The organism is Pseudoscardovia suis, from assembly GCF_002797875.1.
Lineage (GTDB): Bacteria > Actinomycetota > Actinomycetes > Actinomycetales > Bifidobacteriaceae > Pseudoscardovia > Pseudoscardovia suis.
The window spans coordinates 114,733-127,930 of the sequence record NZ_PGFC01000003.1 but is presented as its reverse complement, the minus strand read 5'-3'; the positions used below and the strand labels follow the sequence as shown (position 1 = coordinate 127,930).

Genomic DNA, 13,198 nt, shown 5'->3' with positions numbered 1-13,198 from the left:
TTGACGAGCATACGGATCGGCGAACCGATGAATCACGGATGAATCCGCAGATTTCGCATAAGGGTCAGATGAGGTTGTGCTTTTCGAGCCACTTCATGCTCAGCGCACCCAGAGGGATGCGAATCCAGTAGGTGAGCACGCGATACAGCATGGTGGCGCTCATGGCGATGGCGCCGGGCACGCCGGTGCTGGTGAACGCGGCGAACAGCATCGCCTCCACGCCGCCCAAGCCACCTGGGGTGGGCACCGCCGAACCAATGGTGTTCGACAGAAGATAGAGGAACGTCGTTTCAATCACGTTCGTGCGATAGCCGAAGGCGAGCAGCGCCGCCCAGAAGCTCACGCCGAGCGCCACGGATTGCAACACCGCGCCGAATGCCGCAATCGCAAGGTTGAGGGGCTGGGAGAGCAGGGCGATGAGTTGATGCGTGTATTGGCGCAGCAACGGCATGAGCTTTCTGCTCAGCAGCGAACGCAGCGGAGGAATCAGCATGCACAGTGAGACGACGAGCACGGCGATGCCGATGACGATGGCGACGGTGCCGGTCGGTATCACGCTGCTGAGCGTATTGCGGCCAGTGAACAGGCCGACGAACACGATGAGCAGCACCGTCATGACGACCTGCACCGCCACGACGGCGCTCATGATGGCGGTGGCAGCGGAATTGCGGTATCCGGATTTTCGCAGGAACTGAAGGTTGACGAAAGCGGGGCCGACGCCGGCGGGCATGGACACCGCGGTGAAGCCTGTGGTGACCTGGGCCATGAACGCTGCGAAGAAGTTGCGCTTGCTGCGGTCCATGAACGCTGTCAGTGTGATGGACATGCCCACCCATGCCAGGCAGCCCACGAGGAAGCACACGATCGCCATGCCTGGGTTCGCGCTCTTGACCGCGCTGATCATGTCTTCCATGTTCAGTTGGGTGAACACTGCCACGACGGCGATGATGAGCAGCGTCATGCTCAGGATCGAACGCAGTGAGAATCGCGTGACGGTGACGGGAGCAGTCTGCTCGGATTCATCCTCGTCCACAAGGCTGCTCAGGCGCGTGCGGAGCGTCTTGATGCTGTGGCGGCGGTCCCACTGGGGATGTCGCATCGTCTCCATGGGGATCACTGCGCTTTGCACATACGGTTGCAACGCGGCCATCGCAGAGCGTCCCCATGCGCGGATGCCGCAGGTGATGGTGCGGTCGATGCCGATTGTGCACATGAGCGCGGCGAGCATCTGCACGCGGTCGATGGCGATGTTCGCGGCATTGCTGCCGTCATCGCCGATGTCCCAGCCGGTCACGATGAGGTTGCCGGCGCGGGTACGGGCGAAGCTGCCGGGGTGAATGAGCCGGTTGGTGTAGCCGCGGTCGTTCGCGCGGCGCAGATATGTCATTGCATCGGCGACATCGCTGTCGGTGACGGATTCCCAGTCGCAGGCGGTGAGCTCTTCGGTGGTGGTGAGCACGAGAATCGCGGATTCGCGGCTGTAGGTGACTTCGTATGGGTCGAGTTGCTCCAGTCCCATGTGGCGTAGCGACATGAGCATCGTGCGATGGTGGCGCACGGCGCCGCGGGCGGAGCGGTCGGTGCGGTGCGAGATGCCGGTGAGGGTGATCATCTGCCAGAGCTGGCGCAGATAACCGGAGGTATGCCGTTGCTCATCGCAGACGGACACGACGTAATCCTTGCCGTCGCTGCAATGCATGTCATAGATGCGCGAATCCGGAACCAGTCCGTCGGCCATGTTGCGCGACCCTGTGGAGCGCCTGCGCACAAGGCGCACCGGTTTCAAGCCGATCGCCCCCATGGCGTCGGTGATGTGCTTGCCCCAGGCTCCGAAGCTGGGGGAGCCCACGATGTAACGCACCGCGAGACCCAGCATGCGTCCCATGCACAGTGAGACCGCGGTGCCGGCGATGGATTCGAAATCCAATATCACGAGGATCGTGGCGAGCGCCGCGATGATGACCCAGCCCCAGTGCACGGAGCTTCTTAGGCGACGGGGGCCGTTGGCGGTGAGGAATGCGGCGATGCCTGCATATAGGTCAGGCAGGAGCGTTCCCGAGACATTGCTGGGTGAGATGACCGCGGATATGAGCTGTGTGTTTCCGCTGGCGGTGATTGCCCAGCTCGCCGCGTTGGCAAGCAGATAGCCTAGGATCAATGCGACGGCGGCGCTGAGGCATTGCGTCCATTCACGCCCGGCAAGGGTCTGTATGACGCCCCAGCCGATGATGATGACCGTGCACAGCTGCGACAGGAACGAGAACGGCATGGTGATGAGCCACGAGATGCTCTGCGCATACCGTTCCATGTCGGATTGCATGCCTGTGGTGAGGCCTGTCAGATAAACGGTGATGAGTGTCACCAGCACGCCAAGGATTGCGGCGCCGACGAGACGAAGCAGATCCGCCTTGTCTCGGATGCGGTGAGGCGCATGGTCGTAAATGAGGGGTGCGTCCACCGTGCCTAAGCCTTCGGTGCCTAAGTCTTCGGTGGACGCAGCGTCGTCCTCAGGGGAATTGCCGCTGGGATTCATGCCGGCAGCGGCGTCATTGATTGCACTGGCGCTGGTGATGGAGCCGGAATCGGCGCGTGTGCCTGTCGCTTCGCGCCGATCCGTGTCGCCAGTATCACTTCTCATGCGTCGTAGTCTACCAGCTTGTCGGCGACGCCCCAGTAGGTCGATGGCGTCAGTTGCGCCAGACGCTTGCCGGTCTCCTCATCGAAGTTGAGGGTGGCGACGAAGTCCTCGACGTCCTTCTTGCCGATGCGCTTGCCGCGCATGAGTTCCTTGACGCGCTCATACGGGTTGTCCATGCCGTCGCGGCCTTCGATGGCGGCAGCGCGCATGGCCGTCTGGATGGCTTCGCCCAGCACCTCCCAGTTGGAGTCGAGCTCTGCCTGCATGGCCTGCTCGTTGGGATGGATCCCGTCCAGGCCGCCGTCAAGGTTATACAAAGCCAGCTGTGCGTAACCGAATGCGGATCCGATGTTGCGCTGCGTGGTCGAATCCGTCAGGTCGCGCTGCCAACGGGTTTCGGTGAGCGTGGCGGAAAGGGTGTCGAACAGCGCGCAGCTGAGCTCGAGGTTCGCCTCGGCGTTTTCGAAACGGATCGGGTTGACCTTGTGCGGCATCGTGGACGAACCGGTGGCTCCCTTGACGGGGATCTGCGCGAAGACACCGCGGGAGATGTACATCCAGATATCCTGCGCGAGGTTATGGAGGATGTGGTTGACATGGCTTGCGGTGCTGTACAGCTCAGCCTGCCAGTCATGCGATTCAATCTGCGTGGTCAGCGGATTCCAGTCGAGGCCGAGGCGCTCGGTCACGAACGTGCGCGAGACATGCACCCAGTCCACGTCGGGCAGCGCCGCCACATGGGCAGCGAAATCGCCGGTCGCGCCGTTGATCTTGCCCAAGTACTCCTGTGCGTCCACATGCTTGAGCTGGCGGCGCAGGCGGTAGACGTACACCGCGAGCTCCTTGCCCAGCGTCGTGGGCGTGGCAGGCTGGCCGTGCGTGAGAGCAAGCATCGGCATGTCACGGTACTTGTCTGCCGCGGCGGCCAGCTTGTCGACGACCCGCTCGAGCGCGGGGCGCCACACGTTGGCGACCGCACCCTTGACGCACAGCGCATATGAGAGGTTGTTGATGTCTTCCGACGTGCAGGCGAAATGCACGAGGGGCTTCAGACGTGCCAGTTCCGTGCCTTCGCCCAGCACGTCAGCGGCCTTGTCGAGACGACGGTCGATGTAGTATTCCACGGCCTTCACATCGTGGTGCGTCGTGGCTTCGATCGACTTGAGCTCTGCGATGCCATCGGCGCCGAAATCATCGACGATGGCGCGCAGATATGCCTTCTCAGCATCGGTGAACGGCGTGACGCCAGGCATGTACGGGGTCTTGCCGTCATCGCCGCCCGCGAGGTAGATCATCCATTCCGTTTCCACGTGGATGCGCTCGCGGTTGAGGGCGGGTTCGCTCAAATATTCGACGAGGGGGGCGGTCTGCGCCTGGTAGCGTCCGTCCAGAGGGCTCAAAGCAATGGCGGGGGTGATATCAGTAAGCAACATGCTTCCACAATACGGCAGGGGGCAAACCGCATTCCCGTCTGCCGATGGGCGCTTGGCGGTGCCGGCGTCTGCCAAGGCGTGCGCCGCACGGTTGGGGGAATGAGTCATTGCAGCCTGCCTTGGTAATACATGGTGCTCACAAGCTTGCCGCTCGTCGCCTGCTTGAAGTGCGCTTCATGCTCCTCGACGGCGGGCGACCCCGCCTGCACGGCGTTTTCCCATGCGGCGCGCTGGTAGTTCATGCCGTGGGGTCGCTCCAGCTTGCTGCCGGTCCCTGCCACGGGTGTGCTCGTATCCGTGGCGCCCGCCTCGTTCGTGGCGGTGCCTTGCACGGTGAGCCAGCTTTCACGCACCGGATTCTGCGCGCCGTCCAGATTGGGCATGAGGTCTCCTTCCATCTCGACGCTCGTGACGAACGTGTTGCCGGGAATCTCATGGTTGGCGATGGGCGCGCTCGCGGTCACCACATGCGTGAAGCTATACGTGCCTTTAAGCCCGCTGGCCAGCGAAGCGGCGACCAAGCCGCCTTGCGAAGCGCCGATGAGCACCACGGAATCGCCGTTCTTTACGCCGGCGTCTTGCATCGCCTTGCGCACGAAGGTCACGGCCGTCGAGTCAAGCCGCTGGCGCGACGAGTCGCTCATCAACTGCATCGTTTGCGATGCGGCGCAGGGAGAATCAAGGTGGTTGTCGGAATCAGGCAGGGTCACGATCCATGAACGCTTGCCATTGGCGTCTGCGAGCTTTTGGATGCAGACCGTGGCGTAGCCCGGGCTGGTGGAATCGGCGGTGAGTGCGTCCACGTTCGCATACGCTTGCGCGATTGATTCGGGCTTGGGCAGCGCGGCATGCGGTGTTATCGCATATACATCCAGTCCCTCCCCGTGCACCATGCTCGTCAGGGGAGCGGTGAGTGTGGCGGCTTTATGGAACGTCGCGTTCGATTCATCGGTGGCGAACAGGTTCTTGAACACTTGCGCCAGGTCGAGCTTCTTGAGGTTGGTGGAATCGAGGTATTTCTCCCAGTCGATGTTTTTGGGAAGCTTCGCCTTGGATTTGCCCAGCGTCGTGAAAAGCTTCCCGAGCGACGTGCTGATGGCCGCCCCTGTGAGCGCGGACGTGAAGCCGGCGACAAGGCCATCGCTGATCCACGCGGTTTCGTTCGTGTAAGACACGGGTGTGAATTCGCCATGCCGCGCCAAGCCGATGATGGGTGTGAGGAGCGGCACTGCGGCAAGTCCATAGAGCGCGGTGGTGGGGCTGAGCGCGATTCCCGCTTCAAGTATCTCGTTGACCACGCGCCTGGCGGTCTGCTCGGTTTGCGAATACAGCGAATAGGCTTTCACCAGGCTGTCGGAGACGCCATGGAGCGTGGTGGCGAGCATGGTGAACTGGTCGGCATGCGTGAGGCACTGCCCGTAGAGCGCATCGTAGGGCAGTGTTGCATGCTCGGCAGGGGTGACGGAAGGTGCGCCCGCGGTCAAAAACGAGCACATGCCGTTGTTGCGGTGGTATCGCATCGTATCCGGTGCGGTGCGCCATCCCTGCACGATTTGCGTGGCTTCACGTGACGCGGATTCCAGCTGCGCGGCATAGTTGCGCAACGCCTCGAGGTCACCTAGGTAGGTGAGGTTCGCTCTGATCTTCGTGTCGACGTATTGGGTCATCGTCGCTGCCCCCTTATCGTTGTCATGCGCATGGTGACGGTCAGTTCATCGTCGATACCGGCGATGAGCTGGCGCATCGATTCGAGCTTCGACTGGCATGTTTGTGCCGCGGAACCTTGCCATTGCAGCAAGGTATAGGCGTTGATGGCGTCCGTGATGGTGCGCAGCGCCACTTGGCTTCCTTGCACATGGCGGGTGATGAGCGCCGCATCCATCTCTACGAAACGGTGGCATATGCATGGCGCCGCGGAGAAAGCGGCTGCCGGGGCGAGCGCCATGGTCCCGGATACGATGGGTCGCAGCGTGGGACCGGTGGGCAGCGGTGGGATATCGCAAAATTGCAGGGCGCCATCGTCTCTCGATGATGACTGCGACTGCGAGGGAGGCTGTGTGAGTGGCGGTGTCTCGGCAAACAGCGGCGATGTCAGCTGTGGTTTGAGTGAAGACGGGTGTTCCATAGCGTCATCTTGCGTCATGTGCATTGCCCATCCGCGGGTCGCGCACCAATGTGGACCGTCATGAGGCAAAAAACATGTGTGGGCGAAGGCTGTGGATAAGTGTGAAAATGCCTCTGAGCCTTGCGATGGCATGGCTCAGAGGCATTGGACGCGACACAAGTTGCACAATGGGCGCATCTCCCTTGACGCGGTGGCGTCAGCCGCCGGGCGTGTCGTGCAGGCGTGTCGCACAGGGGTGCGGGGCGCCGCACAAGGATGTGTCATGACGCGGAGTGCCACGCTGAGGAGTGACGTTCCGCGCCCTGGCATGGGGCGCGTCAGGGGCTTGTGTCACCAGGGTCGGCTTGCGCCCCAGCCCGTGGACCCGCCGGTCGCGGTGCCCGAAGACGAGGATGTGCTGCCGTTGCGGTTGAGCAGTTCCTGCAGCTTCTGCTGATCGCCGTCGCTACCGCTGGAGGAATCCGAGGAGCCGGATGAGGGGCTTTCGCTCGATGACTCCGACGATGATTCCGACGGCGATTCCGACGATGAGCTTGACGAGGATTCCGACGGGGAGCTGGTGCTTCCCGAGGAGGATTCGCTGGAGCTGGATGAATCCGACGAACCAGAGGAGGATGAGCTGGAACCGGATGAACTAGAGCTGTTGGAGTCGCCAGAGCTGCTGGAATTGTCCGAGCTGCTGGAACCGCCCGATCCTGAATTCGACCCGTTCGAATTGGCGGAGTTGTCTTCCTGCTGTTGACGGATGGCTTCCGTGAGGTCCTTGCTGACCTTGGTGTTCGTATCGACCTTGGTGCGCAAGGACGGCACATGCGCCCACTGCAGGCGCTGCACGGATTCGAACTGTGAATCCACCGCCTGCTGCTGGGCCAGAAGGGATGCCAAGTCTGCGGAATCGTCCTGGGTGAACGTCGTGATGTCCTGCTCGAGCTGGACGGTGGCTTTGTCATACAGGTTCATCGAATACATGAGCAGGAAGCACCATGACGCCGCCACGAGCAGCACCAAGGCGACCAGCAATCCCACAACCCTGCGAGTGATCTTCGTCTTCACAGCAGCCTCCTTGATGTGCGTGCATGGGCGATGGCTTCCCAGATGAGCAGTGCGGCAAGAACGAAGGCAAAAGGCCAGACGATGGCGTTCGTCGTCGTGGTCGGCTTGTCGATCTGCACCATGCGGTAATCGCCTGCCGATGCCCCCGAGTGCGGATATGACACCGGGGTGTTGGCGTCAATGGCCTGATAAGTGCCCGAGAGTTCATCCGCGATCTGCGACATCGTCTGCGAATCCCGTTTCGAAACGGCAGGCTGGCCGGTGTCCGGATCGGGGACCCATGTCGTGCCATTCGGCAAGGCGTCCCCAGCGCGCAACCCCGTGCGAAGCTGCGGCACCTGCCCGCCATCGTCCGACCCTACGCCGACTGTCACCGCATCATCCACATAGGCGCGCAGAGACGAGAACGATTGGCGTTGCTCGTCACTGGTCTGTTCGCCGTCCGAAATGTAATACAACACGATTGTGTCGTTGGCATGCTGCTTGCGCATATCCGAAAGCACCGTCGTCAATCCGTCGAGCGGGGACGAGGGGTTGGAGCCCGACGATATGCCGGTGGGTTCCGTCTGCAGGTTGTCACCCCACGATTCCACCGCATATGTGTCAGGCGTGAGCGGCAGGCCGAGCGTGGTGCTGCCACCGAAGCTCAGCGCTGCGAAGCTCGAATCCGGATACAGGTTCACGATTGTGTCAACCGCATAGCGCGCGGCGGTGATTCGCGTGACTGCGGAACCGCCGGAATCCGGGTACTTCGCATCCTGCACCGCCATGGAACCGGTGATGTCGACGGCGATCACCACATCCGTGGCGGACACGGCGCGCGTGGTCGATTGCACGGTCGTCGCCGGTCCGAGCAGCATCACGACGATGACCGCGCTGATGGCGCAACGCCTGCCCCAGTCAACCGCCGTTGAATCGACGTTCGGCGCCTGCTTGTGTGCGCGCACCGCGAGCGCGATGGTGACGGCCGCCACGACTACGCTCGCAACGATCGCAACCGGCCAGCCGAGTGTGGGTTCCCATGTGAATCTCATCGCTTGAGCGCCCCCTCAATCGCAAGGTACAGCATCCACAGCAGTGCGAGCGCAGCGAGGAGCAGCGCCGGCGAATCGCGCAGATCCGCACGCTGGGATGTCTCGTCGCTCGCTTTGCTGCGGGAGTCGATGTCACGCACCAGGTTGTCGACCGCGTCATCCGACGTGGCCGCTTCATAGACGCCGCCATTGGTCTGGATCAGGTTCTGCATCTCCTGCGCTTCGCTGGAATACACCAAGCTGGGGTCGCCCGCATACAGGCCGTCCACGGCGATGCCCGATTGATGCGCCAGGTCCATGCCCTGCTGCAGCGTGTAGAGTTCCGTGCCGGCTGTCATGTTGTCGGTGGCGAGCAGGATCATGCCGGTGCGATCCGCCGTGGATGTCGCTGAATCCGCAGCCTTGCGGTCGGCGTTGAGCACGAATTCAGGCAGCATCGTGGCACAGCTGACAAGGCCGTCGCCGATGAGCGAGGAGGCGTCCGTCACGTTTTCCGTGCCGTCGAGCCATGCCAACAAGTTGTTGAAATCCGTGTCGCTCATCGAATCGAGGCTTTCCTGGGACGTGACGTGCTGCAGCAGGCCGCTGGCGTATTCGAGCTGGTCTTTCACCAGTGAATAATCGTCGGTGAGCGGAAAGACAGTGCGCGACGTGGAATTGAAGATGCTCAGGCCGATGCGCTCGCCGCTGAAATGATCGACAAGGCTCTGGTATGTCGACAATATCTGCGCGTCGTAAGGCAGGGTCGAGGCGGACACATCCAGGCACAGCACGATGTCGCGTCGCGCGGCATCCGTCGTGTCGCGGTCGATGGTGCTGGGGCGTGCGCACAATCCCGCTGCGGCAATCCCCGCGGCAGCCAGCAGCGCCACGGCCGCCTTGTTCCAACGAAGCCAGCGACGGTAGCGTTTGTCGACCAGAGAGCCGGACATATCGTCATCCAGCGTCCATGCGGGAGGCACGTCGGCGCCAGGCAGGAGCGTCTTGCGGGCGGAATGCCGACGGCACACGGCCCACGCCACGAACAGCACGATGAGAACGGCAACGCCTGCCACCGGCCAGCGCAGCGTGAAATGGGCGAACGGTGAAATCTGCAGCGACTGCATCAGCGCCACCTCTCGATCAGCGAATCCACCCAGTCGCACGCTTGATCGACGGTTGCCGCAGCGGCATGGGAATCCGAAGCAGGGTTGGCGAATTCAGGCGGATACAGCGCGGCTATCGTCTGCCGCAGGGCTTGCGCGCCGTCCCTGCATTGCGTCGGCCACGCGGCGCTGCGCAGGTCCGTGAGCGTGCTGCTGGACAGATCGCTTCCGGTCTGCGGCGTCGACACATGGCGGGTGACCATGCGCATGGAGGCGTAATCACGGCTCAGCTTGGCGAGCGCGCGATACGCTTCGTCATCATCGATGGTGCCGTCGCGGTGGGCTTTGGCGATCGCCGCGACACGACCATGCCACGACCGGGCGTCGGAATCAACACTGTGCCTGGGGCCATCCGCTGGGGCGGACGGCATGGCCGTGGCCTTCTTGGGGAAGAACGTGACGTATATGACCAGTGCCGTGATGGCAAGCAGCAGGAATCCCGCGATTGCGAAAGGCGCGGCAGGGACTTGGGAGACAGGCGTCTCGTCAAACTGATACGACAGGTGCACCGCGCCCTGCTGCGCGAAGGCGTGTGCAAGGTCCTGGTGAAAAGTGAGCATGGTCATGCCTTTCATCTCACGCCGCGGGCGACGTCGCGGTTCTTCATCGCCGCCGACAGCATGGTGACGAATTCGCTGAACATCGTTTCGCTTGATGCCGCGCTGATATAGGTGGCGCCGGCACGTTCTAGGGTGTCGTGCAGCGTCGTGTCCATGTAGGCGCGGTGGGTGGAGAGCTCTGATTCATTCGTACTGGTGCGCAGATACGCGGGGATGCGCCTGTCGGTGTGGGCGTCGAAAACCCCGCCGGGCGCTTGGCTCACGGAGAAGGGGTTGAGCGCCTTGATGCATACCGCTGTTATCTGGTGCGTGCGGCGCAGCGTCTTGATGGAAGCGGGGTTGACCTGCGACCAGCCCGTTTCGTCCGAGACGATGATGATGAGTGAACGGCGGTCCTTGATACGCTTGGCGAAACGCAGCAGTTCCTCCATCGAACGCGGTGCCTTGCCGATCCTGCGCGAGACATGCCGCAAAGCACGGTCGAAATCAACCGGGCGGTTCGCCACGGGAGCCTTGACCACGCCTTGCGAATTCACCGCCGCGACCGCCACATCATCGCCGCGGCGCATGGAGAGCATCGCGAACATGCGCATCGCGTTGAACGCCACGCGGCATTCACTTTCCCCGGCGGCCGTGATGCCTGTCATTTCGGATCCGCCGTCAAGCAGCATCCATACGGTGCTCGTGACGGTGCGCTCCTTGTCGATGACGATGGGGCGGCCACGCCGTGCGGTCGCCTTCCAATCGATGAACCGTGCTTCGTCGCCGGGCATGTAGGTGCGTTCGTCCAAGAACTCATATCCGCTGCCGCGCTGACCGGAGGGATGTTCGCCTTCCAGCACTCCGAGCGCACGCCGCACCGTGGGTAGCGACAGGCGCGATCCCAGTGCGTTGATGCGCGCCCGGATCGGATCGTCGTCAAGCCCCAAGGCGGCTTCGACGCCAACAGGCGCAATCGCGCCGGTCACATCGGCCTGCGATGCGTCGTTCGCCTGCTGCGTGTTGGGCTTTCGCGCGTCGCGCGTGCGTTTGAAGAACATCACGGAACGGGGACCGCCTTGATGACGCGGTCGATGACCTCGTCGCTCGTGATGTCATCCGCCTGCGCCTCGAACGTGAGCAACACGCGGTGGCGCAGCACGTCTGTGGCGAAATTCTTCACGTCCTCGGGAACCACGTAGTCGCGGTGGTTGAGCAGCGCCTGCGCCTGCGCCACGCGGATCAGCGCGATGGAGGCGCGGGGGCTGGCGCCCAATCGCACGATGTTGCGCAATCCCTGCACCGGACGCGGACCGCCTCCGCGGGTCGTCGACACAATGCCCACGACGTACTGCATGATGGACGGCGCTACATGCACGCGGCGCACGTTGTCGCGCAGATACGTCAGGTCGCGCAGGCTGATCGTCGTCTCCGGACCTTGCTGGTAATCGGGCTGGTCGGTGCGGCGGCGCGCCAGCATGTCAAGCATCTGGCATTCCTGGTCGGGCGTGGGATAGGTCATGACGGATTTCATCATGAAACGGTCCATCTGGGCTTCCGGCAGCGCGTATGTGCCTTCCTCATCGATGGGGTTCTGGGTGGCGATGACCATGAACGGCTGGGGCAGCTCGATGCTTTCGCCGCCGATTGTCGTGGCGCCCTCCGCCATGGCCTCCAGCATCGCGGACTGCGTCTTGGCGCTGGAGCGGTTGATTTCGTCGAGCAGCACGATGTTCGCGTGAATCGGGCCGATCTGCGTCGTCATGCGCTGCGTGGCGAAATCAAACACCTGGGTGCCCACGAGGTCGGCGGGCATGAGGTCCGGTGTGCACTGGATGCGGTGGAACGTGCCTGAGACGGATGATGCGAGCAGTCGCGCCGCTGTCGTCTTCGCAAGGCCGGGGACCGATTCGATAAGGATGTGTCCGCCTGCCAAAAGGGTGACGATGAGGGCTTCGCGCAGTTGCTGCTGGCCGACCAGACCATGTGAGAAACAGGTGCGGATGCGTCCGACCAGTTCATTGGAGCGTGCGATGGTGTCGGCATCCAGCACATGGCCGGGTGCGGATGCGCCGGGCGTCACGATCGGCTTGCGCGGGGATGCACTGGGCATTGCCGGCGTGGGAGGCACGGAAGTCGCGGCGGTCATGGAGGGCGCGGCAGTCATGGAGGGCGCAGCGTTCACGGAGGGCGCGGCAGTGGAGGGGGTTGCGGAAGGCGTTGCGGGTGAGCCGGGCTGCGTGGCGAAAAGATGGGACGGCGCAGTCGGTTGTGCAGTCGGCTGTGCGGCCGGTTGCGAAGCCACGGGTTGCGCTCCTGGCGCGGGGATGCCGGACGGGATGCCCGGCGTGGCATTGGGTGCTGTCATGATTCTCCTGTCGAATTGAAACGAAGTTCTTGGAATTGTTCGTGGATTGGCGATGCACGTGTCTCGAACGTCATCATGTCTGGGATGACACCAGTCTAAGCGAAAACGTCACCAGCCTAGGCGGAAGGCAGCGACCAGTCGATTGGCTGCGCGCCCATCGACGCCAAGGCGGCGTTCGCTCGTGAGAACGGATGGGATCCGAAGAAGCCATAGCGTGCCGACATGGGACTGGGGTGGGGCGATTTGATGATCGCGGCGTTCGTGAGCCTCGGTTCCAATGTCTGCGCATTGCGTCCCCATAGTATCGCCACGAGCGGCTGGGGCGATCCGTCCGGTCGTGTGCGCGCATTGAGCGCGTCGATCGCGGCATCCGTGATGCGCTCCCATCCCTTGTTGTGATGCGAGTTCGGTTTGCCGACTTCCACCGTCAGGCATCTGTTGAGCAGCATGACGCCGCGTTGCGTCCACGGTGTCAGGTCACCGTTGGCGGGCATGGGCACGTTCTCGTCCTCGACGAGCTCGGCGAAGATGTTTTGCAGGCTGCGCGGCAGCGGATGCACATCCGGTGCTACTGAGAAGCTCAATCCCACGGGATGGCCCGGGGTGGGGTAGGGGTCCTGGCCGACGATGAGCACCTTGATGGAGTCCAGTGGAATCGTGAATGCGCGGAATATAGCGGACGATGCCGGGAGGAACCGCTTGCCCTGCGCCGCTTCAGCGCGCAGGAAGTTCCCCATTTCGCGAATCTGCGGCTCCATGGGGGCCAGGGCGTGCGCCCATCCGGGTTCCATGAGTTCGTCGAGTGCAGCGAGTTTCATGCACTCCACTGTACGCGACGGCGTGGGCGGTGCGGCGGTTCGTAG

At 62.8% G+C, this 13,198-nt stretch carries 11 protein-coding genes; all 11 read right to left on the bottom strand.

What is annotated here, in order from left to right:
• Positions 1 to 64: 64 nt before the first annotated feature.
• The 11 genes from CLV65_RS04820 to CLV65_RS04770 all read right to left on the bottom strand — a co-directional run bounded on the left by CLV65_RS04820 (position 65) and on the right by CLV65_RS04770 (position 13,153).
• Positions 65 to 2,638, bottom strand: a complete 2,574-nt coding sequence (locus CLV65_RS04820) for a lysylphosphatidylglycerol synthase transmembrane domain-containing protein (protein WP_094690821.1) — start codon at positions 2,636 to 2,638, stop codon at positions 65 to 67.
• Positions 2,635 to 4,071, bottom strand: coding sequence for an adenylosuccinate lyase (purB, locus tag CLV65_RS04815; protein WP_094690953.1), 1,437 nt, complete (start codon positions 4,069 to 4,071; stop codon positions 2,635 to 2,637). The genes CLV65_RS04820 and purB overlap by 4 nt, the downstream gene beginning before the upstream one ends.
• Before the next feature lie 104 nt (positions 4,072 to 4,175).
• The gene (locus CLV65_RS04810; RefSeq protein WP_094690820.1) at positions 4,176 to 5,738 is read right to left on the bottom strand and encodes a hypothetical protein; all 1,563 of its coding nucleotides are present in this window, start codon (positions 5,736 to 5,738) and stop codon (positions 4,176 to 4,178) included.
• Complete coding sequence (locus CLV65_RS08725; RefSeq protein WP_144441854.1) at positions 5,735 to 6,214, bottom strand: hypothetical protein; 480 nt, start codon at positions 6,212 to 6,214, stop codon at positions 5,735 to 5,737. Before CLV65_RS08725 ends, CLV65_RS04810 begins: the two co-directional genes overlap by 4 nt.
• A 312-nt stretch (positions 6,215 to 6,526) precedes the next feature.
• Positions 6,527 to 7,249 carry a DUF6466 family protein gene (locus CLV65_RS04800; RefSeq protein WP_094690818.1) on the bottom strand — a complete coding sequence of 241 codons (723 nt, stop codon included), beginning with the start codon at positions 7,247 to 7,249 and terminating at the stop codon, positions 6,527 to 6,529.
• A complete protein-coding gene (locus CLV65_RS04795; RefSeq protein WP_094690817.1) occupies positions 7,246 to 8,283 on the bottom strand; it encodes a vWA domain-containing protein in 1,038 nt (345 codons plus the stop codon). The genes CLV65_RS04800 and CLV65_RS04795 overlap by 4 nt, the downstream gene beginning before the upstream one ends.
• The gene (locus CLV65_RS04790; protein ID WP_094690816.1) at positions 8,280 to 9,389 is read right to left on the bottom strand and encodes a vWA domain-containing protein; all 1,110 of its coding nucleotides are present in this window, start codon (positions 9,387 to 9,389) and stop codon (positions 8,280 to 8,282) included. Before CLV65_RS04790 ends, CLV65_RS04795 begins: the two co-directional genes overlap by 4 nt.
• A complete protein-coding gene (locus tag CLV65_RS04785; RefSeq protein ID WP_144441853.1) occupies positions 9,389 to 9,988 on the bottom strand; it encodes a hypothetical protein in 600 nt (199 codons plus the stop codon). Before CLV65_RS04785 ends, CLV65_RS04790 begins: the two co-directional genes overlap by 1 nt.
• Before the next feature lie 11 nt (positions 9,989 to 9,999).
• The gene (locus CLV65_RS04780) at positions 10,000 to 11,028 is read right to left on the bottom strand and encodes a DUF58 domain-containing protein (RefSeq protein ID WP_094690814.1); all 1,029 of its coding nucleotides are present in this window, start codon (positions 11,026 to 11,028) and stop codon (positions 10,000 to 10,002) included.
• Positions 11,028 to 12,116 (bottom strand): AAA family ATPase, encoded by a 1,089-nt coding sequence (locus CLV65_RS04775; RefSeq protein WP_094690952.1) that lies wholly within the window; start codon positions 12,114 to 12,116, stop codon positions 11,028 to 11,030. Before CLV65_RS04775 ends, CLV65_RS04780 begins: the two co-directional genes overlap by 1 nt.
• 335 nt (positions 12,117 to 12,451) lie before the next feature.
• Positions 12,452 to 13,153: a uracil-DNA glycosylase gene (locus CLV65_RS04770; RefSeq protein ID WP_094690813.1), complete on the bottom strand. Its 702-nt coding sequence runs from the start codon at positions 13,151 to 13,153 to the stop codon at positions 12,452 to 12,454.
• Positions 13,154 to 13,198: the final 45 nt, after the last annotated feature.